General features: G+C 61.6%; 24 protein-coding genes and 1 tRNA gene. 16 read left to right on the top strand and 9 right to left on the bottom strand.

What is annotated here, in order from left to right:
- The first annotated feature begins 2 nt into the window (after positions 1 to 2).
- Genes HY17_RS15560 through glp form a run of 7 tightly spaced genes read left to right on the top strand, consistent with a single transcriptional unit; the run spans position 3 to position 4,710 of the window.
- Positions 3 to 764: a sulfite exporter TauE/SafE family protein gene (locus HY17_RS15560; RefSeq protein ID WP_034768291.1), complete on the top strand. Its 762-nt coding sequence runs from the start codon at positions 3 to 5 to the stop codon at positions 762 to 764.
- A 4-nt stretch (positions 765 to 768) separates the two neighbouring features.
- Positions 769 to 1,788: a GTP 3',8-cyclase MoaA gene (gene moaA / locus HY17_RS15555; protein WP_034768289.1), complete on the top strand. Its 1,020-nt coding sequence runs from the start codon at positions 769 to 771 to the stop codon at positions 1,786 to 1,788.
- A 2-nt stretch (positions 1,789 to 1,790) separates the two neighbouring features.
- Positions 1,791 to 2,039, top strand: coding sequence for a MoaD/ThiS family protein (locus tag HY17_RS15550; RefSeq protein ID WP_034768287.1), 249 nt, complete (start codon positions 1,791 to 1,793; stop codon positions 2,037 to 2,039).
- Positions 2,036 to 2,488, top strand: coding sequence for a molybdenum cofactor biosynthesis protein MoaE (locus HY17_RS15545; protein WP_233348837.1), 453 nt, complete (start codon positions 2,036 to 2,038; stop codon positions 2,486 to 2,488). The genes HY17_RS15550 and HY17_RS15545 overlap by 4 nt, the downstream gene beginning before the upstream one ends.
- 16 nt (positions 2,489 to 2,504) lie before the next feature.
- Positions 2,505 to 3,041, top strand: a complete 537-nt coding sequence (gene moaB, locus HY17_RS15540) for a molybdenum cofactor biosynthesis protein B (protein WP_034768283.1) — start codon at positions 2,505 to 2,507, stop codon at positions 3,039 to 3,041.
- Complete coding sequence (gene moaC, locus HY17_RS15535; RefSeq protein ID WP_034768281.1) at positions 3,038 to 3,517, top strand: cyclic pyranopterin monophosphate synthase MoaC; 480 nt, start codon at positions 3,038 to 3,040, stop codon at positions 3,515 to 3,517. Before moaB ends, moaC begins: the two co-directional genes overlap by 4 nt.
- A complete protein-coding gene (gene glp / locus HY17_RS15530) occupies positions 3,514 to 4,710 on the top strand; it encodes a gephyrin-like molybdotransferase Glp (RefSeq protein ID WP_051600179.1) in 1,197 nt (398 codons plus the stop codon). Before moaC ends, glp begins: the two co-directional genes overlap by 4 nt.
- A gap of 78 nt (positions 4,711 to 4,788) precedes the next feature.
- Here the strand turns inward: glp and HY17_RS15525 are convergent, their stop codons facing one another.
- The 5 genes from HY17_RS15525 to HY17_RS15505 are packed head-to-tail and all read right to left on the bottom strand — an operon-like array spanning position 4,789 to position 8,709.
- Positions 4,789 to 5,415 carry a hypothetical protein gene (locus HY17_RS15525; RefSeq protein ID WP_034768280.1) on the bottom strand — a complete coding sequence of 209 codons (627 nt, stop codon included), beginning with the start codon at positions 5,413 to 5,415 and terminating at the stop codon, positions 4,789 to 4,791.
- A 38-nt stretch (positions 5,416 to 5,453) separates the two neighbouring features.
- Positions 5,454 to 6,740 (bottom strand): TolC family protein, encoded by a 1,287-nt coding sequence (locus HY17_RS15520; protein ID WP_081813189.1) that lies wholly within the window; start codon positions 6,738 to 6,740, stop codon positions 5,454 to 5,456.
- On the bottom strand, positions 6,737 to 6,940 hold the full coding sequence (locus HY17_RS15515; protein WP_034768452.1) for a DUF2892 domain-containing protein: 204 nt from the start codon (positions 6,938 to 6,940) through the stop codon (positions 6,737 to 6,739). Before HY17_RS15515 ends, HY17_RS15520 begins: the two co-directional genes overlap by 4 nt.
- Positions 6,941 to 6,963: 23 nt before the next feature.
- Positions 6,964 to 7,422, bottom strand: a complete 459-nt coding sequence (locus tag HY17_RS15510; protein ID WP_034768277.1) for a co-chaperone YbbN — start codon at positions 7,420 to 7,422, stop codon at positions 6,964 to 6,966.
- 18 nt (positions 7,423 to 7,440) lie between these two features.
- On the bottom strand, positions 7,441 to 8,709 hold the full coding sequence (locus tag HY17_RS15505; protein WP_034768275.1) for an NAD(P)/FAD-dependent oxidoreductase: 1,269 nt from the start codon (positions 8,707 to 8,709) through the stop codon (positions 7,441 to 7,443).
- Between the two features lie 160 nt (positions 8,710 to 8,869).
- Here HY17_RS15505 and HY17_RS15500 point away from each other — a divergent pair, with 160 nt between their 5' ends.
- From HY17_RS15500 to HY17_RS15485, 4 genes are read left to right on the top strand one after another with little or no spacing between them, the layout of a single operon-like run.
- Positions 8,870 to 9,229: a rhodanese-like domain-containing protein gene (locus HY17_RS15500; protein ID WP_034768274.1), complete on the top strand. Its 360-nt coding sequence runs from the start codon at positions 8,870 to 8,872 to the stop codon at positions 9,227 to 9,229.
- The gene (locus tag HY17_RS15495) at positions 9,216 to 10,214 is read left to right on the top strand and encodes an efflux RND transporter periplasmic adaptor subunit (RefSeq protein WP_034768272.1); all 999 of its coding nucleotides are present in this window, start codon (positions 9,216 to 9,218) and stop codon (positions 10,212 to 10,214) included. The genes HY17_RS15500 and HY17_RS15495 overlap by 14 nt, the downstream gene beginning before the upstream one ends.
- A gap of 4 nt (positions 10,215 to 10,218) precedes the next feature.
- Positions 10,219 to 13,512, top strand: a complete 3,294-nt coding sequence (locus tag HY17_RS15490) for an efflux RND transporter permease subunit (RefSeq protein ID WP_051600178.1) — start codon at positions 10,219 to 10,221, stop codon at positions 13,510 to 13,512.
- On the top strand, positions 13,512 to 13,832 hold the full coding sequence (locus tag HY17_RS15485; RefSeq protein ID WP_034768269.1) for a metalloregulator ArsR/SmtB family transcription factor: 321 nt from the start codon (positions 13,512 to 13,514) through the stop codon (positions 13,830 to 13,832). Before HY17_RS15490 ends, HY17_RS15485 begins: the two co-directional genes overlap by 1 nt.
- A gap of 86 nt (positions 13,833 to 13,918) precedes the next feature.
- Here HY17_RS15485 and HY17_RS15480 read toward each other — a convergent pair.
- Positions 13,919 to 13,995 (bottom strand) — tRNA-Asp (locus tag HY17_RS15480).
- 163 nt (positions 13,996 to 14,158) lie between these two features.
- On the opposite strand from HY17_RS15480, the gene HY17_RS15475 reads away from it, so the two are divergent.
- Positions 14,159 to 16,705 carry an AsmA family protein gene (locus HY17_RS15475; RefSeq protein WP_034768267.1) on the top strand — a complete coding sequence of 849 codons (2,547 nt, stop codon included), beginning with the start codon at positions 14,159 to 14,161 and terminating at the stop codon, positions 16,703 to 16,705.
- Here HY17_RS15475 and HY17_RS15470 read toward each other — a convergent pair whose 3' ends face one another.
- Both HY17_RS15470 and HY17_RS15465 read right to left on the bottom strand, forming a co-directional pair.
- Positions 16,706 to 19,075, bottom strand: coding sequence for a bifunctional diguanylate cyclase/phosphodiesterase (locus HY17_RS15470; RefSeq protein ID WP_158531403.1), 2,370 nt, complete (start codon positions 19,073 to 19,075; stop codon positions 16,706 to 16,708).
- Between the two features lie 160 nt (positions 19,076 to 19,235).
- Positions 19,236 to 19,943 (bottom strand): DUF6134 family protein, encoded by a 708-nt coding sequence (locus HY17_RS15465; protein WP_051600176.1) that lies wholly within the window; start codon positions 19,941 to 19,943, stop codon positions 19,236 to 19,238.
- A gap of 128 nt (positions 19,944 to 20,071) precedes the next feature.
- Between HY17_RS15465 and HY17_RS15460 the strand changes: the two genes are divergently transcribed.
- From HY17_RS15460 to HY17_RS15445, 4 genes are read left to right on the top strand one after another with little or no spacing between them, the layout of a single operon-like run.
- Positions 20,072 to 21,076 carry a cysteine synthase A gene (locus tag HY17_RS15460; RefSeq protein WP_034768265.1) on the top strand — a complete coding sequence of 335 codons (1,005 nt, stop codon included), beginning with the start codon at positions 20,072 to 20,074 and terminating at the stop codon, positions 21,074 to 21,076.
- A gap of 3 nt (positions 21,077 to 21,079) precedes the next feature.
- Positions 21,080 to 21,925, top strand: coding sequence for a sulfurtransferase (locus HY17_RS15455; protein ID WP_034768263.1), 846 nt, complete (start codon positions 21,080 to 21,082; stop codon positions 21,923 to 21,925).
- Positions 21,922 to 23,079, top strand: a complete 1,158-nt coding sequence (metC, locus tag HY17_RS15450) for a cystathionine beta-lyase (protein ID WP_034768261.1) — start codon at positions 21,922 to 21,924, stop codon at positions 23,077 to 23,079. The genes HY17_RS15455 and metC overlap by 4 nt, the downstream gene beginning before the upstream one ends.
- On the top strand, positions 23,076 to 24,560 hold the full coding sequence (locus HY17_RS15445; RefSeq protein ID WP_034768259.1) for a DASS family sodium-coupled anion symporter: 1,485 nt from the start codon (positions 23,076 to 23,078) through the stop codon (positions 24,558 to 24,560). Before metC ends, HY17_RS15445 begins: the two co-directional genes overlap by 4 nt.
- Here HY17_RS15445 and HY17_RS15440 read toward each other — a convergent pair.
- Positions 24,557 to 24,949 carry a hypothetical protein gene (locus HY17_RS15440; protein WP_034768258.1) on the bottom strand — a complete coding sequence of 131 codons (393 nt, stop codon included), beginning with the start codon at positions 24,947 to 24,949 and terminating at the stop codon, positions 24,557 to 24,559. The genes HY17_RS15445 and HY17_RS15440 overlap by 4 nt on opposite strands.
- Positions 24,950 to 24,965: the final 16 nt, after the last annotated feature.

The raw sequence follows: 24,965 nt of genomic DNA, 5'->3' as shown, positions 1-24,965 counted from the left end.
TCTTGGTTTATGTACTCCCGATCATCTTTTTCATCACGGCAGCGCTCTATGCCAGCGTCGGATTCGGAGGCGGGTCCACCTATAATGCGGTGCTGATCCTGTCCGGGGCTGATTTCAGAATTGTTCCGTTGATCGCTTTGGCTTGCAATATCCTGGTCGTTTCCGGCAATACGATCCGATACGGCATGACGGGAAACCTGAACTGGCGCGCACTTCTGCCGGCGTTGGCCCTGTCCGTACCGCTCGCCTGGCTAGGTGGGCGAATACCGGTGAGTGAGTTCGTGTTTTCCGCCTTGCTCGGGGTCACACTGCTGCTGACCGGCCTTTCGATGCTTTTCCAGAACCGTTGGAAACGCACAAATGAAGACGCATCTCCTCCAAGTGCGCTCATTCTGCTGCCAGTTGGCGCGGGGACCGGCTTCCTCGCGGGGCTTGTGGGCATAGGCGGTGGCATCTTTCTCGCGCCGGTGCTCTACTGGATCAGATGGAGCCACGAAAAGGCGATCGCCGCCGCTTGCAGCCTGTTCATCCTGTTGAACTCTCTTTCCGGACTTGCCGGGCAGGCCACAAAACTGAACAATGTCGGTACACTTCAACTGGCAACGCCCTACTTGCCGCTCCTGCCCGCTGTCCTGATCGGCGGATGGATTGGCAACAGGTTCGGTGTTCTTAAAATGTCACCGGCCCATCTGCGCCGCGGCACGGCTATCCTGATCCTGGTCGTTGCAGTGCGACTACTCTACAAAGTCTGGAGAACGGCATAGCCCCATGACCACATCTTCACCTTCTCCTCTTCTGGACAAGTTCGGACGGCAAGTGACCTATCTCCGCCTGTCGGTAACGGATCGCTGCGACCTTCGCTGCACGTACTGCATGGCCGAAGCGATGACTTTCCTTCCCAAAAAGGAGTTACTGACTCTCGAAGAACTCGAATTCGTTGCGAAGGCCTTCATCCGCCGCGGCGTCCGGAAGATCCGGATTACAGGCGGTGAGCCATTGGTTCGCAAAGACATTCCGAAACTGTTTCACCAACTCGGCGGAATGCTGGGTGACGGTCTTGAAGAACTGACCCTCACAACAAACGCGACACAGCTTTCGCAACACGCGAATGAACTTGCAAAAGCCGGGGTTCGCAAGGTCAACGTATCGCTCGATACATTGAACCCTGTCCGTTTCGTCGAGATCGCCCGCCGGAGCCAGCTGCCGCAAGTGCTTGAAGGCATTGATGCGGCCAAGGCGGCAGGCCTGAAAGTCAAGATCAACACCGTTGCGCTCAAGCATCAGAATGCTGATGAGATACCCGACATTATCTCGTGGGCCCACGAGGAAGGGCATGACATCTCCCTGATAGAAGTCATGCCCCTTGGTGAGACCGATGAAGACCGTTTTGATCAATACATACCTCTGGACCTTGTTCAGCAGAAGCTTGAAAGCAAGTGGGCGCTCGAACCGGAAGAAAAGAGCGACCCGCTCGCCGGGCCATCCCGCTACTTCCGCATCCGGGAGACAGGCGGCCGACTTGGTTTCATCACGCCACTGACGAACAATTTCTGCGCAGGGTGCAATCGGGTCCGCGTCACCTGCACAGGCCGAATTTACATGTGCCTTGGCCAAAACAATCACATCGACCTGCGCACACCGATCCGGGAGTCAGTCGATCCTGAGAAAGCGCTTGATGAGGCACTGGATGCCGCACTGTTCGCCAAACCCGAACGCCATGACTTCACGATCCGAAGCCCGGGCCAAGCCCCTGCCCTTGCGCGTCACATGTCCGTGACAGGAGGCTAGAGATGGCAACGATTCTTTACTTCGGAAAACTGTCCAGCATCTTTGGTGAGCTTTCAGAGCATACGCCCATTCCCGTGAAAATCGTGGATACCAAATCCCTGAGAGAGTGGCTCGATCAATCCAGAGGCTTTGACGGTGCGCTTCTGCACAAAAGTGTTCGGGTCGCCGTAAACAGTGAAATCGTGGACGATCCATTCCCGGTTTCTGATACCGATGAAATCGCATTCATGCCGCCGGTCGGAGGGGGATGATGATCCGCATCACAGACCATCCTTTTCAGATTGCCGATGCCGTAGCGGAATTTGAAAGACAATCCGCAGGCGCAGGCGCCATCGTGACTTTTTCAGGCCTGGTTCGTCCGCAGTCTGCAGAAGGAGACGTGCAGACGCTGCACCTCCAGGCCTATTCACCGATAACGGAGAATGGCATCCAACAAGCCGTCGATGCCGCTCAGGAAAAGTGGTCACTTTCGGCCGTCCGGGTCATCCACAGGATTGGAGACATGGCCCCTGGAGATCCCATCGTATTTGTCGCGACCGCAGCGCCCCATCGCCGGGCGGCGTTCGAAGCGGCCGACTTCCTGATGGATTACCTCAAGACCGAAGCCATCTTCTGGAAAAAGGAAATCACAGCATCGGAATCGCGCTGGATCGAACCCAGGGCCGAAGATTACCGCGACCGCACCAGATGGAATCAATAGGAAGAGAGCCAAACACATGCATGGCATCAATGAAAATCTCGAATTCAAGCCGGTCAGGATCGCGGTTCTGATTGTCAGCGACACGCGGACATTTGAAACAGACACATCGGGCGCAACGCTCGTTCAGCGGCTCGAATCGGCAGGCCATGTCCTGGCGGACAGGAAGATCCTGCCTGACGACAGGGCGGCCATCCGAGCCCAGGTTTCGGCCTGGATTGCGGACCCGGAAACGGATGTCGTGATCACCAGCGGCGGTACAGGTCTCACCGGCCGGGATGTGACACCGGAGGCTGTGACGCCGCTGTTCGACAAGACGATTGAAGGCTTCTCGGTCATTTTCCATCAGGTCAGCTTCCAGAGCGTCGGGCTGTCTACCCTGCAGTCCCGCGCTGTTGCAGGGCTTGCATCCGGCACCTTCATATTCTGCCTTCCGGGCTCGACCGGCGCCGTGAAGGATGGCTGGGACAAGGTCATCTCCTACCAGCTCGACAGCCGTCACAAGCCCTGCAACCTCGTCGAGCTGATGCCGCGCCTCATGGAGCATGAGGGATGAACGAGCTTTCCCATATCGGTCCGGATGGGCGTGCCCGGATGGTCGACATTGGCGCGAAACCCGTCACGGAGCGCGTGGCGGTCGCGCAGGGAAAGGTCAGCATGGCGGCAGCCACGCGCGAACTGGCCATGAACCGGGAGACCCGGAAAGGTGATCCCATCGCCATCGCGGAACTCGCCGGCATCATGGCGGCCAAGAAGACCGCTGACCTGATCCCCCTTTGCCACCCGCTCCCGCTCACCAATGTCGAAGTCAGCATCACCCCGCTGGACCCGGATGCGCTTCATGTGACTGCAACTGTGCGGACCACCGGCAAGACCGGCGTCGAGATGGAAGCACTGACCGCCGTCTCCGCCGCCTGCCTGACGCTCTACGACATGCTGAAGTCTGTCGATAAGGCGATGGTGATCTCGGGGATCGAACTGGTGAGCAAGACCGGCGGGAAATCCGGCGACTATCACAAGGAAGTATCGTGAGCGGCCTGATCAGTGTCGATGACGCGCTTCGGGCGCTGGCGCCGCATGTGCTGGATGCGGGAGAAGAGGCGATCCCGGTCGGTGATGCGCTTGGCCGGGTGTTGGCACGGGACGTTCTCGCTAGAACGACAACGCCGCCGGCGGATGTCTCGGCGATGGATGGATATGCCGTCCGCCTTTCCGATGTGCGCAAAGCCGGCAACCGGCTGAACGTGACCGGGGAAATTCCTGCCGGAACGCTGCCGCGCCATCCGGTTGGGCAAGGCGAAGCGATGCGGATCTTTACCGGAGCCCCCTTGCCGGAGGGTGCGGACCACATCCTGATCCAGGAAGAGGCCACGCGCACAGGCGACATGATCGAAGTCACGGTCGCCCAGGCAGACTCAAAACACATCCGCAAGGCAGGGCGGGATTTCTCCAGGGGTGACCTTCTCGTCACCGCCGGAGCATGTCTTTCGCCAGCCGACCTTGGCCTTGCTGCTGCTGGGAACAATGGCACCATCACCGTCCGGCGGAAGCCGAAAGTCGCAATTCTTCCGGGTGGAGATGAATTGCTCCCTCCCGGTAGCGATCTGGAACCCGGCAAGATCATCGACTCCAACTCCACGGCGCTTTCGGCGCTTGTCCGGAGTTGGGGCGGCGAACCGATCACGCCCGGCATTGCAGGCGACACCATCGAGCAGATCCGGGCACTCATCGATACATCCAGCGAGGCTGACCTGATCCTGCCGATCGGCGGCGCCTCCGTAGGCGACTATGACTATATGAAAGCCGCCTTCCAGGAGGCTGGCGCCGAGATCCTCTTTTCGGGCATTGCCGTCCGACCGGGAAAACCGACCTGGTTCGCCAGAATGGGACAACAGCGAATACTCGGCCTGCCCGGAAACCCTGCGTCTGCCTTTGTCTGCGCCAGACTGTTCCTGAAAGACCTGCTCGTGAACACAGCCGGTCCCTCCGCCCGCTTTATCGCGACGCTGGACGTGGAAATGGCACCCGGCGGCTTCCGAGAAACCTATTACCGCGCTGTGGCTCGCGTGGAGGATGGACGCCGCACCGTCATGCCACTGGTGGACCAGGACAGCTCCCTGCTCAGCCCACTGCAGATGTCAAATTGCCTGATCCGCCGGATGCCGAATGCGGCTGCCGCAATCGCGGGCGACACGGTTGAATGCCTAGGCCTCAGCGACAAATAGTAGGTTATGCGGTTCAGCCCAGCACCTTTACCCGGAAACGCGTCCGCGCTCCGGCGAGATTCCTGATTTTGGCTGGGATCAACCTCTATTGGGTACCGGCCAGTCTCGCAGCGCCTCGATCAGCTGGACGGTGAGCCCGCCCGAGACGAAGGCCACGGCGCGGTGCATGGCATGCGTTCCGGGGACGAGCACGATGTAGGGCTTCGGCTCGCCATTCGCTTTCCGGCGCTGGATCGTGCGGGCCAGGCATTTGGCGCGGCGGTTGGCGTGTTTCAGCGTGTCCAGCATGGCCTGCCAGCGGGCGATCAGGGACGCAGCGAGGCTGGGCTCGCGCTCCGGGACCGTGACCGGCCCGCGTAGGAAGTCCGGCGTTTCGTCTGCCTGTGTTGGGACAAGCGAGAAGGTGTACTTCGACTGCGTCTCGCCCTCCGCTTTCTCGAAATGGTTCGACCCAGGCCGCGGCGTCACTGGCGCCAACTCCACCCGAAAAGTCATCAGGAAGATCAGACGGCGGAGCAGCACGCCGAACCGCTTCAGCTCTGCCGAGACGCGCCGCTTCACCGTTTTCGGAACCGTTTCCGGCGCCTTGAACAGGTCCGCATTCACGCCGGTTTCGGCGATGACGCGGGCAAGGGTCTTCCAGGTATGGGTGAGGAATAAGCCCTTGCCTGTCCACGCGCAGCCTGATGCCCGCGGGGCGCACACCCGCTGAATGCTCCGGTATGTCTTTCTGCCGGAGAGGATCAGGGAAGCAGGGCGAGTTGTTGTTCCAGGTCAGAGGACAGGGACAGCAGGCGCGCTTCAGCGACCTGCAGCTGGGTGGCTGCGCGGTAACGGGCGATCTGGGCATCGCGGAATTCATTCTCCGCATCCAGAGCATCGACCAGCGTGCGGATGCCGGCCTCCTGTTCCTTCTGGGCTCCTTCAGCGGCGAGTTCAGCCGCCTTCTCGGCCCATTCCGCTGCCGCGAGCGACAGGCGGCGGGCTTCGATGTCGCCCCAGAGGCCGGCTACCGCTTCGTGCAGCTGCAGCTCTGCCGCGCGGACATCGGCCGTTGCGGCGCTGCGCCCGGCAATGGCTTCGCGTTTCGAAGCGTTCCGCAGGCCGCTGGTCAGCAGCGGCACTTCCACGCGCACAAAGGCACCGACATCGCTGATCTGGTCTTCAAAGAAGAAGTAGACGTCTTCCCCGGTGGTGGCGCGGGCGCGGACCGAAACCTTCGGACCGAACCGGCCTTTTGCCTCTGTCACGCGGTGTCCTGCGGAGATTTCCGCAGCACGGGCAGCGGCAAGATCGGGGTTCTTGGACATGACACGCGACAGGGCGGCCTGCATGTCGCCGCCGACGACTTCACCGAGTTCCGGTGTTTCCTGCGTCACGGCATGGTCAACCCCGGTCAGCCGGGCGAGGCGCGCCCACGCCCCGGACAAGGCGGCACGGGCCGCTTCGCGCTGGGCCTGCGCCGAGGCGAGACGCGCTTCTGTGAGGGCAATGTCTGTGCGGGTGACCTGACCCTGATCGAACCGGGCCTGCGTTTCGTCAAGGCGTATGCGGAAGGTGGCGACGCGGGCCTCGGCCACTTCGACCGTCCGCTCGGCGAGCCAGGCATTGGCGTAGGCTTCGAATGTATCGAGGACCAGTTTCTCGCGCGCACCGAGCATCTGGTAGCTGGCGGCGTCACGCTGGGCTTTGGCCGCATCGACTGCCGCCCCGAGCGCGCCGGACTGAAAGACGGTCCATTCGGCCTGAAGGCCGGCAGAGCGCGGGACCTGCGAAATGCGATCCTGCGTAAAGTCTGTCTCGACGGCGCCGACTTCGGCCTGCAGCCCGGCCTGAAGTCCGCGGCCAGCACGGGCCGCATCGACCCCGGCGCGGCTGCGCTCGACGTCGGCTTCGGCCCGTTCGAGCGACGGATCATGGCTGAGCGCCTGCTGTACGGCATCGCGCAGCGAGATCGGCTGGGCCAGCGCAGCCGGTGCGGCAAGCGCCAGCAGGCTGACAGAGAGCTGGCGAGCGAATTTCATGCTCATTTGAACGCGTTGCCCGGCTTCAGGCCAATGGCCTTGAAGATCATGGCCGCCGGGCAGAAGCCCGTGAACGCAGCCTGGAGCATGTTCAGCCCGGCAAAGGCCGTCAGCAGGAACCAGTATGGCGAGACAAAATAGCCAAGCGCGAGGCTCAGCGAAACGACAACGCCAGCAAAAGCGAAGACAGCACGATCGACATTCATCTTGAACATCCTTTTAGTTGGTTTCAGGCACTCAGCCCGAAGGTTGACTGGATCCACCGGGACAGGCCTTCGCCGGTCTGGGCCCCGGCCTGGTTGGCGATGAGCGCTCCATCCTTCCAGGCAATCAGGGTCGGGATGCCCCGGATGCCGAGCTTGCCGGCGGCTTCCTGGTTCTGGTCGGAGTTAAGCTTGAAGAAGCGGACCTGATCGGCGAACCGGCCGGCCGCCGCTTCATAGGCGGGAGCCATCATGCGGCACGGGCCGCACCAAGGCGCCCACACGTCCAGCACGAAGGCACCGGTGTCGCGGGCGACAAGGCGCTCCAGCATGGCGCCATCAATCTCCACCGGCTTCGGCGTCGCCAGTGGCTGGCTGCACTTGCCGCACTTGCCAGCCGACAGGGGCTTACCGGCCGCGACGCGGTTCGGGGCGCCGCAGCTGGTGCAGATAGCAATGCTGTCTCTGACAGTTGTGTCCACCATGACGGGCTCCTCTGCGGGCTACTTCAGCTTATGCGTTTTCAGCAGGTTCAGCGCGGCGTTCTCATAGAAGGTTTCAGAACGACCGGCCCTGATTTTGCCGAGGAAGTATTTCTCGAAACCGATCTTCGCCGTGTGCACCCAGCCGCCGGAGACGGACCAGTTCACATTGCGAGGCGGGATCTGAGGCTGTGCGATGAAGGCGACGCCGCCATCGCCGAAATCGGCGATACAGATGGCATTCCAGGTCGCCTCATGGGTCGGTTCCTTGCCGCGCACGATCTGGCCGAGGTTTTCGGCAATCGCGGTGACCATGGATTCGATCATGAAGCCCGTCTTTGGCACGCCCACCGGCACGGGTGTCTTGCCAACCGGCGGAATGGCGATGCAAACGCCGAGGCCCATGATTTCCGGATATTTCGGATTGCGCTGGTGCTTGTCGGTGATAACGAAGCCGCGCGGATTGACGAGGCCTTCGATGTCGCGCACCGCAGGCACGCCGCGGAATGGCGGCAGCATCATGGAAAATTTCATCGGAAGCTCGTGGATCTGCTTGGTGGAGCCGTCCTCGTTCACTTCCTCGACGATCATCTTGTCGGCTTCGACCTTCTGGACCTTTGCATTGCAGATCCACTTGATGTGGCGGTCGCGCATTTCGCTTTCGAGCAGGCCTTTTGTGTCGCCGACACCGTCGAGGCCGAGATGGCCGATATAGGGTTCGGAGGTCACGAAGGTCATCGGCACCTTGTCGCGGATCTTCCGCTTGCGGAGCTCGGTCTCGATGATCATGGCGGTTTCATAGGCCGGACCATAGCAGGAGGCGCCCTGAACGGCGCCAACGATCACCGGGCCAGGATCGGCGCAGAGGTCTTCGAACGCCTTGTAGCCGGCCTCGGCATGATCGATGTGGCAAACCGATTGGGTATGGCCATTCGGGCCAAGGCCTTCGATTTCGTCAAAGGCCAGTTCCGGACCGGTCGCGATGACGAGATAATCGTAATCGACAAAGGAGCCGTCCGCCATGCGCAGGCGCTTTTTGTCCGCCTCGACCTTTTCGGCAGCGCCCACGACCAGTTGGACGCGGCGCTTTTTCATCGGCTTTTCAAGGTCGACGACAATATCCTCACGGTCTCGCCAGCCGACCAGAACCCAAGGGTTCGATGGAACGAATTGATAGAAGTCCGTCTCGTTGACGGCGATCACTTCATCCTGCCGCCGGACATTCTTCCGAATCTCGTAGGCGGCAATGACACCGCCCAAACCTGCACCCAACACTACGATCTTAGCCATGGCTCTGCTCCCTGGGGGATTAATTCTTTGTCTGCGTTATCCCTTATATTCGTGTTTTATAAAATGCGCATTATGTCGCATGTTTAATCTGACCGGTCACATGTATCTCCGTTTTCAAACTACATGACGTGCGCCTGCGCGCACATAAGAGGAGTCCCTTATGGCTGATCCCCGCGACCTTTCTCCCGCCACCGTCTGTGAAGGCCTCAAAGCCAATGAGATCCTGCTCGTCGATGTGCGGGAACCGAACGAATTTGCGTTCGAGCGCATTCATGGCGCCCTGCTCCATCCGCTCTCGACCTTCGAACCGAAAGCCATCCCGACCGACCCTGGCCGCAAGATCGTATTCCAGTGCGGGTCCGGCAAACGCTCCCGCACGGCGCTCGATGCCTTCATGGCCGCAACCGGCGCCGAAGCGGCGCATATGGCGGGCGGTATCATGAAGTGGAAAGCGGACGGCTTTCCTTGTGTCCAGATCAATCCCGCAACCGGCAAGGTGGAAGACCATGGCCGCTACTAGATCGCTCCTGCCCAGATCGCTCCTGCTTGGCGCCGCTTTCGTGGCCCTCTCCCTTTCAGCCTCCGCTGAGGTCATGACCGTCGAGGAATCGGTGGTCATGGACTATCGCCCAGCCGTCGCCCGGATCGAAGCGGCAGACTCCGCCACGGCCCGTTCGCGGCTGCAGGGCGTCGTCTCGCGCTTGTCGATCGATGAGGGCGATGTGGTGGACGCTGGTGATGTCGTTGCCATCGTGACGGATGCGACCATCGCACCGAACCTTGCCGCACTCGCCTCCCGTATCCAGGGTCTGCAAGCCCAGATCCGTCAGGCCGAGGAAGACTTGACACGGAATGAAGCCCTGTTCGAACAAGGCTTCTTCCCGAAGGCGCGTCTCGATGAGCAGCGCACCAATCTGGACGTGCTGAAGCGCAACCTGTCTTCGGCCCAGTCGGAACGGAACGCGCTTGGCGCGCGTCAGGCTGAAGGCCGCATCCTTTCGCCGGCCGACGCCAAGGTGACCGGTGTGAACGTGGTCGAAGGCTCCGTCGTGTCGCCCGGCGAAGTGATCGCGACCTTCGCCACCGTGACCGGCGTCGTACGCCTCTCCCTGCCGGAACGCCATGCTGCCCAGATCAGCGAAGGCGAGACCTTTGCGTTGCGCCTGCCGACGCGCGGCGGCGACCTTCGCACAGCCACGATCGTCAAGATCTACCCGGAACTGCGCAATGGCGAACTGATCGCCGATGCCACAGTGCCGGGCGGATTGGACGCGCTGGTCGGTGAAAGGGTCGACGTGCTCGCCCCCGTCGGCGAACGCCGCACCATCCTCGTGCCAAAGGATTATGTCTCCACCCGTTACGGCGTGGACTTCGTACGTGTGCAGGTGGGTGACCGGTTTGTCGATGCACCCATCGTACTCGCTGCCCCGCTTGCCGACACCGAAGGCAAATATGAAGTGCTCACCGGCCTGAAGCCCGGGGACAAGATCGAAAAGCCGGAGTGATCGAATGAAACCGGATGTCTCGGGTTCCATTACGCGGTCGACCATCCGGTCGCCGCTGACCCCGCTCTTCCTGCTGACGGCACTGGCCGTCGGCCTCGTGGCGCTGCTCTCCATCCCGCGTGAGGAAGAGCCGCAGATCTCCGTGCCGATGGTCGACCTGATCGTCCAGGCGCCGGGCCTGAAAGCGCCGGACGTGGTCGAACAGGTCACCGAGCCGCTGGAAAACATCATCAAGGCCATTCCGGACGTCGAGCACGTCTATTCGCAAAGCCGCGATGATGGCGCGATGGTCACGGCCCGTTTCGAAGTCGGCACAGATGCCGACGACGCCATTCTGCGCGTGCACGAAAAGATCCGCGCAAACATGGACCGCATCCCGCCGGACGTCCCCATGCCGCTGGTCGTGGGCCGCGGCATCAATGACGTTTCGATCGTCACGCTGACCCTCTCGCCGGAAGAATGGACCGGGGATGTCTGGACCGACACGACCCTGCGCATGCTGGCTGAGGAACTACAGTCTGAACTCATCAAGATCGACGATGTCGGCCTGACGACCATAATCGGCGGGCGTCCGCTGGAACTGCGCGTGGAGCCCGACATCCAGGCCATGGCTGCCTATGGCGTGCCGCTGCAGACACTCGTGCAGTCTGTCGGACAGGCCGCCGCCGCCATGCCGGTCGGCACAGCCCGTCAGGACGGCAACACGCTGCTCGTTCAGGCTGGTGACCGCATCGATGCCGTCGGCGAACTGGAGCGGCTTGAAGTTCCGGGCGCCGATGGCCGCACCGTTTATCTCTCCGACGTCGCCACCATCCGCGTGACGGGTGAGGAAAGCGATTCTCGCGTCTGGACGCTTGACCGGCGCGAAGATGGTGAAGGCTTTGCTGTCCGCCCGGCCGTGACCCTGTCGCTGGCAAAACGTCCCGGCGCCAATGCCGTGAACGTGGGAGAAGCAATCCTCCACCGGGTGGACCTGCTGAAAGGCGGCTTGATCCCGGAAGGCGTGCGTGTCGAAGTCACCCGAGACTATGGCGAGACGGCAAACCACAAGGCCAACGAACTCCTGTTCCACCTAGGCCTTGCCACGATTTCCATCGTGATCCTGATCGCCTTCGCCATCGGCTGGCGCGAGGCACTGGTGACGCTGATTGTCATTCCGACGACCATCCTGCTGACGCTCTTTGCGTCTCTGATGATGGGCTACACGATCAACCGCGTCTCGCTGTTCGCGCTGATCTTCTCCATCGGTATCCTGGTGGACGATGCAATCGTCATCATCGAGAACATCGCTCGCCACTGGGCCATGAAGGATGGCCGCTCGCGCGTGGCGGCCGCCATCGATGCGGTCTCCGAAGTCGGTAACCCGACCATCATCGCCACGCTGACCGTAATCGCAGCCCTGCTGCCGATGATGTTCGTGTCCGGACTGATGGGCCCCTACATGGCGCCGATCCCGGCGAACGCTTCGGCGGCCATGCTGTTCTCCTTCTTCGTCGCCGTCGGCGTTGCGCCGTGGCTGATGATGAAGATTGCCGGCAAGGCCCCACTGCATGGCCATGGCGCCAGCGGTGAGGAGGATCATCTTGAAGGCGCAGAAGCGACGCGCCTTGCGGCCTTCTACACGAAAGTGGCCGGGCCGATCGTGGCTTCGCGCAAGAACTCGTGGATCTTCCTGATCGCCGTCGGCGTCGCCACGCTCGCTTCGCTCAGCCTGTTCTATTTCAAGGTTGTGCCGGTGAAGCTGCTGCCGTTCGACAACAAGTCGGAAATTCAGATCGTGGTCGACTTGCCGGAAGGCGCTTCGGTCGAAGACACCGAACGCGCTCTCTTCGCGCTGGCCGATGCCATCCGCGATGTGGAAGAGGTCGAGACCATCCAGGCCTATGCGGGCACCGCTGCGCCCTTCAATTTCAACGGCCTCGTGCGCCACTACTTCCTGCGCCGCTCGCCGGAGCTGGGCGACTTGCAGGTGAACCTCTCCGAGAAGTCCCATCGCAAGCGGGCGAGTCACCCGATTGCCCTCGATATCCGCGGACGCCTTCTGGCCCTGCCAATGCCGGAAGGCACCAGCGTGAAAGTCGTGGAAGTCCCGCCCGGACCGCCCGTCCTCTCCACGCTGCTGGCGGAGATCTACGGCCCGACGCCGGAAGCCCGCCGCGAGACCGCCGCTATTGTCGAGCAATTCTTCAAGGACACGGACTTCATCGTCGACGTGGACAATTCCATCGGCGATCCGGCCCCCCGCCTGACCGTCTCCGTGGATGAGCCGCGCGCCGCTGACTATGGCGTCCAGCAAAAGGACATCCTCGACACGATTGCGCTTGCCTTTGCGGGCCAGACGGTTGGTGTCAGCCCGCGCAGTGAAGGCCGCGACCCGCTCGACATCCGCATCCGTCTGCCGAAGTCGGAACGCAACTGGTCGCAGGAGATCGCCGCCATTCCGGTCCCTGCCCGCCTCGCCGGCCCGAACGCGGCACCGGTGGAACTCGGCGCACTGGTGGATGTGTCTGAAGAAAGCGGCTCGCCGGTCATTTTCCGCCGCGACGGCTATTTCGCAGACATGGTCATGGGTGAACTCGCCGGCCGGTTCGAAGCACCGATCTACGGCATGTTCGAAATCCAGGACAAGGTGAAGGCCTTCGACTGGACTGCTGCGGGCCTCACCGCTCCGGCTGTCCGCATGTATGGCCAGCCGGCCGATGACACCCAGCCGACCCTGCTGTGGGATGGCGAATGGGAGATCACCTATGTCACCTTCCGCGACATGGGCGCTGCATTCGCCGTGGCCTTGCTGGCGATCTACATCCTCGTCGTCGGCCAGTTCGGCACATTCCGCGTGCCGCTGATCATCCTGACGCCGGTGCCGCTGACCCTGATCGGCATCATGATCGGCCACTGGCTGTTCGGAGCGCCGTTCACCGCCACGTCGATGATTGGCTTCATCGCCCTTGCCGGGATTATCGTGCGCAACTCGATCCTGCTGGTGGACTTCGTCCGCCACCTTGAAGACGGCACGACACCGCTAAAGGATGTGCTGCTGCATGCAGGTGCCATCCGCTTCAAGCCGATCCTGCTGACCGCGCTGGCGGCCATGATCGGGGCAGCCGTGATCCTGACCGACCCGATCTTCCAGGGCCTGGCCATCTCGCTGCTGTTCGGGCTGGCCTCTTCAACGGCGCTGACAGTACTGGTGATCCCCGCGATTTACGTCGCCCTGCGCGGTCCGGACTGGCTGCCAGAGCAAAGAGGCACGGAACCTGCTGACACCGCAGGAACCGGACAGGAGGTACACAGCTGATGGCCGCGAGAAAGAAAGCCGCCAACGACACCTATGAAGTGGTTTCGGACAGCATTCATGAAGCGTCCGAAGTCATGAAGGCGATGTCGAGCGAAACCCGCCTGAAGATCCTGTGTGCCCTCAGTGAAGGCGGCGAGATGCCTGTGGGCGAGCTCGCGAGCCTGACCGAACAATCGCACTCGGCAGTCTCCCAGCACCTGGCAAAGCTGCGGGCGGCAAACCTGGTGGAATCACGCCGTGATGCGCAGACGATCTACTATCGCTGCAGCGGCGGCGTCGGCCGCGCCCTGATCAACACGCTGTGCGATTACTACCGCTAGGCTGATCAGGAAAATCCGGCCCTGAAACCAGAAAAGCCGCCCCGAGGGGCGGCTTTTTGTGGCTTGCGGCCATGTTCTGGAGAAAATGGCGCGAGTGACGGGGCTCGAACCCGCGACCTCCGGCGTGACAGGCCGGCACTCTAACCAGCTGAGCTACACCCGCGCATTTTCCGGGCCGCGTTGCGGCGAGCCGCCTCTTTATGCGCGGGCGAAGAGTGGGTCAAGCGGGGAACTTCATGCGGAATCAGCTATTTCGTTTTTTCAACAGCCATTCCTCCGACATAATGCCCATGTAGTATGTCGAGACACACTTCAAGGCAGCAGAAATGAAGCGCACAATCCTTATTCTGGCCGGTATTTTCGGCCTCCTCCTCGTTGCAGCCCTGACTGTTCCGTTTTTCGTGCCGAAGGCGGTCTACAAGGCCCAGATCGAAAAGGCTGCGACCGGTGCCCTGAACCGGGATGTGTCGCTGACCGGCGATGTCACCGTATCGGTCTTTCCCCGAATCTCCGCCAGCGTGGGCGGCGTGACTGTGGCGAACCCGGAAGGCTTCTCGGCGCCCAACATGATCGAAGCCGGCGAGCTGCGCGGCTCCGTGAAGTGGATGCCGCTGCTCTCCCGCCGAGTGGAAGTGCAGGAGCTCTCATTCGTCGACGCGAACGTCCAGCTGGAGAAGCTGGCCGACGGGCGAACCAATTGGGACTTCGGCACAAATTCCACAGAAGAAGCTGCTCCGTCCGGTGACGACGGCGGTGTCAGCGCGAGCATTGGCAAGGCGAGCCTGAAGAACGCCTCGCTGACCTATACCGACCGGGCTGCCGGCACCGAATATGCCCTGAAGGACCTGAACCTCGATGCTTCCATGCAGGGCTTCGACAAGCCGCTGAAAGCAAAGGCCGACGGCATTTTCCAGGACCAGGCCTTCGACATCGATCTGACCATCGACACGCCGGAGCAGCTGCAGTCCGGCACCCCGGCCACCATAGGTGCCAAATTCGATTCCAAGCTCGCAATCGGGATGTTCGACGGATCCGTCACGCTGGGCGATGCTCCTGCCCTGAACGGCGCCTTCAGCCTGAACGCGCCGAGCCTGGCTGAGGTCGCGAAGTTCGCCTCCGTGGAACTGCCAGTAAACATCGCCCCCCTCGGCGCCGGGAACATGAAGGGCAGCGTCTCCGGCCCGTTCGACGCGCTGAAAATCAATTTCGATGATCTCGACCTGAAAAGCGACCTGCTGGACCTTGGCTTCACGGGTACCATCGCGCTGGAGGACAGCCCGGCCGTGGACGGCCAGCTTCAGGCCACCGCTTCGAACACGGGCGAACTGCTGAAGCAGATGGGGATCGAGGTTCCAGCCGAAGACGCGCTGGAAAAGGTCAACATTGCCGGCAAGGTCACCGGCCCGGCCGATGCCCTGTCGCTGAAAGGACTCGACATCACGCATTCCGGTGCCCTGCTGAACGCCTCCTACAAGGGTGATGCGTCGCTCGCGGGTGACGGCAGCCTCAACGGCACACTCGACGCCTCCAGCGATGAACTCCGCGCACTCCTGAAAGCGGCGGATGCGGACATGCCGGAAGGCGACACGCTGAAATCCTTCTCGACTGCGGGAGCAGTTTCGGGATCGTTCAAGAAACTTGCTATCTCCAACCTCCATTTCGCGCTCGACGAAATCCGCGCCACCGGCACGGCCGGGCTGGACCTGTCGGGCACCAAGCCGCACCTGTCGGGCGACCTCGACATGGGCGAGCTGGACCTGTCACCCTTCCTCGCGGCGGAAGACCAGGAGAAGAAACCGCAACAGCCAATGGAAGGCTGGAGCAAGGAGCCGCTGGACCTTGCCGGCCTGAAAGCCGTCGATGCGGACCTGAAGATCAAGACGACCACGCTGACGCTCGGCAATGTTGTCCTGAAGGATGCGACGGTGAACGCCGTCCTTTGGAACGGGAGACTGAACGCAGACCTCCCCACCTTCAATGCCTTCGGCGGCAGCTGGGGCGGCAAGATGAGCCTCGATGCCTCCGCAGCGAAACCGGCCATCGCCCTGGACATGACGGGCGACAGCGTTGGTGTTTCTTCCCTGCTGGGCACGCTCGCCGGGTTCGACAAGCTGACGGGTACCGGCACGTTCGCCGTCTCGGCCACATCCACCGGCACTTCGATCGACGAGATCATGAAGGGCTTGAATGGTGAGCTCAGCACCAAGCTGAACGAAGGCGCCATCAAGGGCCTGAACGTGGCGCAGCTGGTCCGCAGCAAGGACTCTCTGTTGCAGGCGCTCTCTTCCGGCCAGCTGCAGAGCCTCGATTTCGCGTCCGCCCTTTCACCGGAAGCGGAGACGGACTTCTCCAGCTTCGACACGGTCCTGTCGGTCAAGAATGGCGTGGCGAATGTCGATCTGATGAAACTCCTCAGCCCCGTGCTGAGCATTGATGGCACCGGCAACATCAATCTCGGCGGACAGACGCTGGACCTGCGCCTAGCAACCAGCATCGACAAGAAAGGCGAGGGCTCCGGCAGCGTCGTTCAGCTGAACGGCATCCCAGTACCGATCCGATTGTCCGGCAGCTGGACCAAGCCGAAAGTGACCCCTGACCTGTCGGGCGTGACTAACCAATTGAAACAGGACCTGACCGGCCAGCTTCTGGAAGGCCTCACCGGAAAGTCGGGCAGCAGCGGCGTCAAACCGCTGGCGGACATTCTTGGTGCATCGAGCGGTTCCAGCCAGCCTGCAGCGGCGCCCACCGATCAGGACGCGGCACCGCCGGCCGAACAGGAAAGCCCTGAAGACCTGGCAGAAAAAGCCGCCAAGGAAGCCATCGGCAATCTTCTGTTCGGGAAGAAGAAGACCGAAGACAAGCCGGACGAATAATCAGGAAACCTTCGCGGCGCGGGCGGGTGTTTCGTCCGGCTCCACGATGCGAAGCTTCGGCCGGGGCGCAGGTGTTGAGTCTGCGTCCGGCACCTCTTTCAGCTCGATCAGGTGACTCAGCTTGTCCAGCGGCTGGGCCCGGCTGACGAAGAAGCCCTGAAGATTGTCGCAGCCATTCTCGCGCAGGAAGTCCGACTGGAACCCCGTCTCGACGCCTTCGGCTGTACAGCTCATGCCCAGCGAGCGGGCAAGCTCCAGCGTCGCAATTGCGATGGCGCGGTTGTCAGCGCGGCTCTCCAGATCAGACACGAAGCTCTTGTCGATCTTGATCTTGTCGAACGGGAAGCTGCGCAGATAGCTCAGCGATGAGAATCCTGTGCCGAAATCATCAAGCGCGATTCGTACACCGATCGACTTGATCTGGTGCAGGCGCTGGAGTGTGAACTCGGTGTCCGACATCAGCACGCTTTCGGTGATTTCCAGCTCCAGACGCTCCGGCGCGATATTGTTCGCCGCGATGGCCTGCATGATCGTCGGCACAAGGCTCTGCGAATGGATCTGAAGCGGCGAGATATTCACCGAGATACCTATATGGTCCGGCAAGCGGCGAGCCTCGGCCATGGCCGCGCGGATGACCCAGTCGCCGATCCGCGTGATGAGACCGATGTCTTCCGCATGTTCAATGAACTCTCCGGGATAGACGAGGCCGCGTTTCGGGTGCTCCCAGCGAAGCAGGGTCTCGAAACCGGTGACGTCCATGGTTGCGGCATCGACAACCGGCTGGAAGAAAACGCGCAGTTCATGATTGTCCAGCGCCCGGTGAAGGTCCGTCTCGATCTGCTGGCGCGCCCGGGCCCGCTCATCGAGCTCCTCGGTGAACATGCACCAATTGCCCTTGCCCAGTTTCTTGGCCTGATAAAGCGCAAGGTCGGCATGCTTCAGCAGGACCCGAACATCCTGGGTGAAGCTATCGAACAGGCGCACACCGATTGACGCCGAACAGTTCGCCGTGGACCCCCAGATGTCGTAAGGCTCGGACAGGAGCTCCACCAAATGGTCGAGGAAGTCTTCAAGCTTCTCCCGATCCGGGCGTTCGATGATGAGGGCAAACTCATCGCCGCTGATCCGGGACACAACATCCTCGTCATTGCAGGCGCCGGTCAGGCGGCCCGAAACCTGACGCAGCAACTCATCCCCCGCCGGGTGGCCGAGCGTGTCGTTGACCCATTTGAAATTGTCGAGATCCAGCCAGACCAGCGCACGGTTGGTCTTCGGATGCACAGCAAGGCGGGCCGCTTTCTCCAGATGCTCCTGCATCGTGATACGGTTGGGCAGGCCTGTCAGGCCATCATAGTGCGCCATGTAGGCAATGCGGTCTTCGATCTCTTTCGACTGGGTGATGTCGGTCGCAACACCGCGGAAACCGCGGAATTTGCCGGCCTCGAAAATCGGTTTACCGGTGACAGACCACCAGCGCTCATGACCGCCTTCCGGTGTCTTCACCTGAAGCGCCAGATCGCGGAAACCCTGACGGCGCATCAAGCTGGTTTTCAACACATGGTGCGCTTCATCCGGCACGAAAAGGTCCAGCAAGGGTTCGCCCTTGCGCATGACGCTGTCGGCTTCCTTCGCCCCCTCAAAGACGAGCGGGATGTCCTGCAGGTCTCCGTCGATATTGGTCTGCCACAACCAGTCTGACGTGCTCTCTTCGAAATCGCGCAGCAACAGGCCAATCAGCTGGGACTGCTCCTTCACGGCGCATTCGCTAAGATGTTGCTCGACAAACTGTTTGTAGGACCAGCTCACCGCCAGGACGAGCGCAACAACATACGCAAGCGTAAGCACAGCAATGAACTGGTAGGTCTGGTCGTTCTGAAACTGCATGGCGGCGACGACGCCCGCACCGACCGGCAGCAGGAACGAAATGGCCGCCGCGGGTGTCCGCGCCATCAGGAAGGTGCCGGCGAACATCATGCCGGCCATGATCACACCGAGGATCATCTGTCCCTGCGGGGCCGCGGCATGCATCACGATGAAGGGCACAACGCCCCACAGCATACCGTTCAGCAATGCGCCCCGCGTGAAATTGTCGAGCGCGGTTTGCGAGCGCCCATCCATCGGATCCATGTTGCGGGGGTTGAAGAACTGCGTCCCAACCGAAACGGTGCTCGATACCAGAATGGCTGCGCCCCAGATGTACAGAAAATCGCTGGAGGCCGTCCCAAGGAAGCAGAACATCACAATGCCGGCATTCAGCAGGTTCGCCAGGATCATCACGAACGTGATCCGGCGCACCATATCCAGCTGCCGTACACGCAGGCTCCCTGCATGCTTTTCAGGAACAGCAATGCTCTTCAAAAATCCGGTCAACGCATGATCCCCATCACATGATCCGGCTGGCCGGATGTCGCCCGAATCCCCATCCCACCGGGAGACCTCGGGTGGAATCATTTCTACAAAATACGAGTGAACGGGGAGGAAGCCGGATCGATGAAATTTAATCTATCTGCGCTCTCCAGCGCCAGTTTCGCTATCCTTCATCGCGCCAGTAAGGCGTCTCGAGAACATAGTCGATATCCTGGCCGCGTGCTGAAAACGACAGTTTCAGCCATCGCCCGGCATCATCATACCAGAGCGTCACGTCGATATCGGAATCGAGAAGAAATTTATTCGCTTCGACCGTCTCACCCGCGATTTCCAGCATTTCACGTCCTTCAGGACGGACTGAAACATCGATCAGCTGGCCGTTTTCGGACGACAGCAGCACGCTTGCCTGCGTCTGGGCGATGTTCCAGTGGCTCGCCGGAACAATGCCGGCGGGCGCCGTTCCATCAAAACCCGTGCCGTCTACGTCGATGCCATCGCCGTCCGCCTGCGCCGTCACGGAGCCTTCCTTGCCGTCCTTGTAGACCTCGCCCTCCAGGCCGATGAGACGGCCATCCTGCCACCGCTCGGTGGCCTGCAGATCATAGCGGTAGAGCGGGATCGGGCCGAAGCCCGCACGCAGCTTCACATTCGTATATGCTTTGATAGTCCCGTCGGGCAGAACGTCGAACCGGACCTCATGTGTGCCGAACGGCTTCCCCTGCCGCCGGACATCAAACCGGATGATATCTCCATCCCTCGGCGTCCAGACAAAGCCGCTCTCAGCCGGCACATTGTCCGCTGCCGCCGGCCCTGCCGCAGTCAGGCCCAGACCAAAAGCTATCGCCAGGATTCCACCAGAAAAGGTTCGCATATCCTGTTTACGCAACAGGTCAGATGATGGATCAGTTTAGGGGAAGCCCGGCCTGCGACGGTTGTCCTGCCACGCCGGGCACCCTAGCTTCCGGGCTCACCCCGGAAACCGACCTGGATACCGCACGCATGCAAACCTACCGATCCGTTATCGAGCTTATCGGAAACACACCGCTCCTCCGCCTGAACAAGGTCTCTGACGAAACAGGCTGCGAGATCCTTGGCAAATGTGAATTCCTGAACCCTGGCCAGTCGGTGAAGGACCGTCCGGCGCTTGGCATCGTCCGCGACGCCGAAGCCGCCGGAGACCTGAAACCCGGTGGCACCATCGTGGAAGGCACGGCCGGCAATACCGGAATCGGCCTGGCCCTCGTCGGTGCAGCCCTCGGCTACCGTGTGGTGATCGTGATGCCGCGCACGCAAAGCCAGGAAAAGAAGGACGCCATTCGCCTGCTCGGCGCTGAGCTGATCGAAGTGGACGCGGTGCCCTACGCAAATCCGAACAACTATCAGCACTATTCCCGCCGTCTGGCGGAAGACCTCGCCAAGAGCGAGCCCAACGGGGCGATCTGGGCCAACCAGTTCGACAATGTCTCGAACCGCAAAGCCCACTATGAAACAACGGGCCAGGAGATCTGGACCCAGACCGACGGCAAACTCGATGCATTCATCTGTGCCGTGGGCTCTGGCGGCACGCTGGGCGGCATTTCGATGGCCCTCAAGGAAAAGCGCGAGTCAGTCCAGATCGGTCTCGCCGATCCCGGCGGCGCGGCGATGTACGAGTATTTTACCAATGGCGTCCTGAAGTCCGAAGGCACCTCGATCACCGAGGGCATCGGACAGGGCCGGATCACCGCCAACCTGGAAGGCATCGTGGTGGACCGCGCCTATCGCTGCACGGATACCGAAGCGCTGAACGTGCTGTTCGACCTCGTCCAGCATGAGGGGCTCTGCCTTGGCGGGTCTTCGGGCATCAACATTGCCGGCGCAGTAAAAATGGCGAAGGATCTTGGCCCCGGCCACACGATCGTTACGATACTCTGCGACTACGGCAATCGCTATCAGTCGAAACTATTCAATCCGGAATTCCTGCGGTCGAAAGATTTGCCGGTTCCGCCATGGATCAAAGGGTAAGGAATGGAAACGGGCGACCCTCTCGTCACTGCAAGCTGGCTGAAACAGAATATCTCGGCGCCCGACATTCGCGTCGTTGACGCAACTTACTACGCCCCTTTCCTCAAGGCAGAGAAAACCGGCCGCGAAGACTGGGCCGAAGCCCATATTCCCGGCGCCGTCCATTTCGATATCGATGCCATCAAGGCCGGCGGAACCGACCTGCCGCACATGCTGCCCGATCCGATCATGTTCTCGTCCCGTGTTCGCAAGCTGGGCATCGGCGACGGCAATCGCGTGATCGTTTATGACAACAACAATTACTGCGCTGCCGCGCGTGTCTGGTGGATGCTGCGCGTCATGGGGCACAATGATGTGAAAGTGCTGGATGGCGGCCTGGCAGCATGGAAAGCCGAAGGTGGCGAGCTGGAAGACATGCCGCCGGTGGCCGTGGAACGCCACTTCACCGCCCGCGTCCGCAGCGATCTGGTCAAAGACGCCGAGCAGGTGGCTGCTGCTTCTGAAACGGGCTCCCACGCGATTGTCGACGCGCGGGCCGTCGGCCGGTTTACCGCTGAGGCGCCAGAGCCGCGCGAAGGCCTCCCTTCCGGACACATTCCAGGCAGCACATGCGTGCCATCCAGCAATCTGATCAATCCGGACGGTACGTTCAAATCGGTCAACGAACTGCAAGGCTTGCTGTCGAACCATAAAGCACCAACCATCACGACATGCGGTTCCGGCGTGACCGCCGCCATCCTCGCGCTCGGCTATGCCCGGCTCGGCAACTGGGACGTGGCGGTTTACGACGGATCCTGGACCGAGTGGGCGTCCGACCCGTCCCGCCCGGTGGCAACAGGCGCGGCATGAAACGGCCGGAAACGCGGATCATCCACACGCGCGGCGAGCGGCTTGGCAGCGTCACCGTGAACCCGCCCGTGGAGCGCGCCTCCACGGTCCTGTTCAAAACGGAAAAGGCGCTCTACGAGACAAAGCCCGGTTACGGCCGGATGGGTCTTGGCGTTCATCGCGAACTGGAAGCAGCGCTCTCTGAACTGGAAAGCGGCAGCCATGTACGCCTCACCGCGAACGGCCTGCAGGCCTGCGCCCTCGCCATCGCCTCCTGCGTGGAGACCGGCGGACACATCCTGTTCCCAGATAGCGCCTACGGCCCGACCGCACGTTTCTGCGAACGGCGTCTGAAATATATGGGCGTCTCCGCCACGCGGTACGATCCGCGGATCGGTGCGGGGATTGCCGACATGATCCGTCCGGAGACGCAGGCAATCTTTATCGAATCGCCCGGTTCCCTGACCTTTGAAGTTACCGATATTCCGGAGATCACCGCGGTGGCGCGCGAGCGTGGCGTAACCACAATCGCCGACAACACGTGGGGCGCTGGCTATTTCCTGAAGCCGCTGGACCTCGGCGCCGACATCGTCGTGCAGGCGATGACCAAATACATTGTGGGCCACGCAGATGGCTTCGGCGGCGCCGTGATCACATCGGACAGCCGGCTTTACAATCGCATTGCCATGGCGTCCGAGGATTTTGGCATCAGCCTCAGCGCAGATGAGGCCTATGTCTGCCTGCGCGGCATGCGCACCCTGCACACACGCCTCAGGGCGCATGAGGCGGGCGCGCTGGAACTCGCAAACTGGCTGGCAGACCGGCCGGAAGTGTCCGACGTGCTGCACCCGGCCCTGCCCTCCAGCCCGGACCACGCCTTGTGGAAACGGGACTTCACAGGCTCCAGCGGCCTGTTCGGCGTCGTGCTGGATGCCATCCCCGAAGGCGGAATGGACCGTTTTCTGGGCGCTTTGCACTTGTTTGGCATGGGTTTTTCTTGGGGTGGCTATGAAAGCCTACTCATTCCGTGTGACCACCAGCTGACCCGTTCCAAGGACAGCTGGACCGCATCCCGAGCCGGCCCGCTGCTTCGTATCCATGTCGGCCTGGAGGCCGTCTCAGACCTTAAGGCGGAGCTCGACTCCGCTTTCGCCGCCATGAAAGGCCCTGCATGACGCTCTCCCACCGGACGATCGGCCTCATCCTCGGGATTGTTCTTCCGGCGCTCATGCTCATCTTGGGACCGCCTGCCGGTTTGTCCTGGCCTGCCTGGCTGACAGGCTGTCTGTTGGTCCTGATGGCAACCTGGTGGGCCACCGAGGCGATCCCGATCCCGGCGACCTCTTTGCTCCCGCTGATCGTCCTGCCCTTTGGCGCAGCGATCATCGGTCATGGCGAACATGCCGACGCGATCGGCGTAGCGGCGCTGTCGCCCCGAGCGATCAGCAGCAGCTACATGGATCCGATCGTTCTCCTCCTGCTGGGCGGCTTCGTGATCGCGCTGGGGGTTGAGCGCTGGCACCTGCACAAGCGGATCGCCCTCAACATCGTCGACCGCGTCGGCACATCGCCCAAGGCGCTGATCTTCGGCTTCATGCTGGCGACCGCCGTTCTGTCCATGTGGATTTCCAACACAGCGACCTCGTTGATGATGGTGCCGATTGCGATTTCGGCGGCGGCCGCCCTGCAGGACAAGGAAGGCAAGTTTACCACCGCCATCCTGCTCGGTGTCTGTTATTCCGCTTCCATTGGCGGCGTGGCCACCCCCATCGGAACGCCGACCAATCTGATCGCCTTGAAATGGCTTCAGGAAGAGACCGGCGAAGGCATCGGCTTTGGCCAATGGATGACGTTCGGCATCCCCACCGCAGCGCTGCTGGTGCCGGCCGCCTGGTGGGCGGTCACGCGCGGGCTGCCGAAATACAAGCACGGGGAATCGATGGCCGCCTCCGTGCACCAAGACCTGCTCGAACTCGGCCCGATCAAAACGCCTGAGCAGCGGATCGCCATCGTGTTCGGAATCATCGCCTCGATGTGGGTGCTGCGTCTGCCAGTGACCAAGCTGCTTACCTCCATGGGCTATCCCCTGCTGGAAGCCTATGGCGGGCAGACGGACATGATGATCGCCTTGTTCGGCGCCGTGCTCGTCTTCCTCGTGCCCGCAGGTGGCGAGGAACGCCGCGCGCTGATGACCTGGGAAGAAGCGGTCAAACTGCCCTGGGGCGTGATCATCCTGTTTGGCGGGGGCATCTCGCTTGGCAAGGCGATGCACGCGACCGGACTGTCGGACTGGATCGGCACGCAGATGCAGATGCTGAGTATCTTCCCGCCGCTCATGATTGTGGCGATCATGGTGCTGCTGGTGATCTTCCTGACGGAAGTGACATCGAACGTCGCGACCATGACGACCCTGTCGCCGATCATCGGATCACTTGCCGTGGCCGTCGGCGCCGCGCCACAATCCCTGTTCGCGCCTGCCGCTGTTGCGGCCAGCTGTGCCTTCATGCTGCCAGTCGCGACGGCGCCAAACGCTGTGATTTACGCAACCGGCAGAGTGCCGATCAGCGAAATGATCAAGCAGGGTTTCCGCATCAATCTGATGGGCGTCGTGATCATCACGATCGTTGGCTTCTGGATTGCGCCCGCTGTGCTCTAGTCGTGATGTCCATGCCGCGGCGGGGCTTCATCCAGTGACGGTTCCCGCAGCCAGCAGTCGCAGCCGCCATCATACTGATAGGCCTCGCCGTAACCATTGACCCGCACAGGCGGCGTGACCGGCACGTAGGCAACCGGGGCGACATCATAGGAATCGCCATACCGGTCTGCGAACCCGTCTCCGGTGTCGTCGCAGACCAGGTAACCGTCGATATTGTAATCGCAGCCATAGCTGGGCACGGATGTCAGCGTGACGGACATCTCCTCAGAAGCCTCGGCCATCGCGTCAGCGAACATAGCCATGTCTTCGCTTGTGCAGCCGCCAAGCAGCATTAATCCGGTTCCGGCCAGGACCGCCCCGGCCAGTTTCAGCCGCCTTGAATGCGTCATGTCACCCCTCCAGCCA

Source organism: Hyphomonas sp. CY54-11-8, assembly GCF_000682735.1.
GTDB lineage: Bacteria > Pseudomonadota > Alphaproteobacteria > Caulobacterales > Hyphomonadaceae > Hyphomonas.
Note: the sequence above shows the minus strand (reverse complement) of the source record. Positions and strands in the feature narration are given on the sequence as shown.

What these genes read in the sequence shown, in the direction of transcription:
- HY17_RS15545 (WP_233348837.1), top strand. Translation starts at nt 2,036, where the DNA reads ATGATGATCCGCATCACAGACCATCCTTTTCAGATTGCCGATGCCGTA.
- HY17_RS15485 (WP_034768269.1), top strand. Translation starts at nt 13,512, where the DNA reads ATGGCCGCGAGAAAGAAAGCCGCCAACGACACCTATGAAGTGGTTTCG.
- HY17_RS15500 (WP_034768274.1), top strand. Translation starts at nt 8,870, where the DNA reads ATGGCTGATCCCCGCGACCTTTCTCCCGCCACCGTCTGTGAAGGCCTC.
- HY17_RS15455 (WP_034768263.1), top strand. Translation starts at nt 21,080, where the DNA reads ATGGAAACGGGCGACCCTCTCGTCACTGCAAGCTGGCTGAAACAGAAT.
- HY17_RS15510 (WP_034768277.1), bottom strand. Translation starts at nt 7,422, where the DNA reads ATGGTGGACACAACTGTCAGAGACAGCATTGCTATCTGCACCAGCTGC.
- HY17_RS15505 (WP_034768275.1), bottom strand. Translation starts at nt 8,709, where the DNA reads ATGGCTAAGATCGTAGTGTTGGGTGCAGGTTTGGGCGGTGTCATTGCC.
- HY17_RS15520 (WP_081813189.1), bottom strand. Translation starts at nt 6,740, where the DNA reads ATGAGCATGAAATTCGCTCGCCAGCTCTCTGTCAGCCTGCTGGCGCTT.
- metC (WP_034768261.1), top strand. Translation starts at nt 21,922, where the DNA reads ATGAAACGGCCGGAAACGCGGATCATCCACACGCGCGGCGAGCGGCTT.
- HY17_RS15460 (WP_034768265.1), top strand. Translation starts at nt 20,072, where the DNA reads ATGCAAACCTACCGATCCGTTATCGAGCTTATCGGAAACACACCGCTC.
- HY17_RS15490 (WP_051600178.1), top strand. Translation starts at nt 10,219, where the DNA reads ATGAAACCGGATGTCTCGGGTTCCATTACGCGGTCGACCATCCGGTCG.
- moaA (WP_034768289.1), top strand. Translation starts at nt 769, where the DNA reads ATGACCACATCTTCACCTTCTCCTCTTCTGGACAAGTTCGGACGGCAA.
- HY17_RS15550 (WP_034768287.1), top strand. Translation starts at nt 1,791, where the DNA reads ATGGCAACGATTCTTTACTTCGGAAAACTGTCCAGCATCTTTGGTGAG.
- moaB (WP_034768283.1), top strand. Translation starts at nt 2,505, where the DNA reads ATGCATGGCATCAATGAAAATCTCGAATTCAAGCCGGTCAGGATCGCG.
- HY17_RS15445 (WP_034768259.1), top strand. Translation starts at nt 23,076, where the DNA reads ATGACGCTCTCCCACCGGACGATCGGCCTCATCCTCGGGATTGTTCTT.
- moaC (WP_034768281.1), top strand. Translation starts at nt 3,038, where the DNA reads ATGAACGAGCTTTCCCATATCGGTCCGGATGGGCGTGCCCGGATGGTC.
- HY17_RS15440 (WP_034768258.1), bottom strand. Translation starts at nt 24,949, where the DNA reads ATGACGCATTCAAGGCGGCTGAAACTGGCCGGGGCGGTCCTGGCCGGA.
- HY17_RS15475 (WP_034768267.1), top strand. Translation starts at nt 14,159, where the DNA reads ATGAAGCGCACAATCCTTATTCTGGCCGGTATTTTCGGCCTCCTCCTC.
- HY17_RS15465 (WP_051600176.1), bottom strand. Translation starts at nt 19,943, where the DNA reads ATGCGAACCTTTTCTGGTGGAATCCTGGCGATAGCTTTTGGTCTGGGC.
- HY17_RS15495 (WP_034768272.1), top strand. Translation starts at nt 9,216, where the DNA reads ATGGCCGCTACTAGATCGCTCCTGCCCAGATCGCTCCTGCTTGGCGCC.
- HY17_RS15515 (WP_034768452.1), bottom strand. Translation starts at nt 6,940, where the DNA reads ATGAATGTCGATCGTGCTGTCTTCGCTTTTGCTGGCGTTGTCGTTTCG.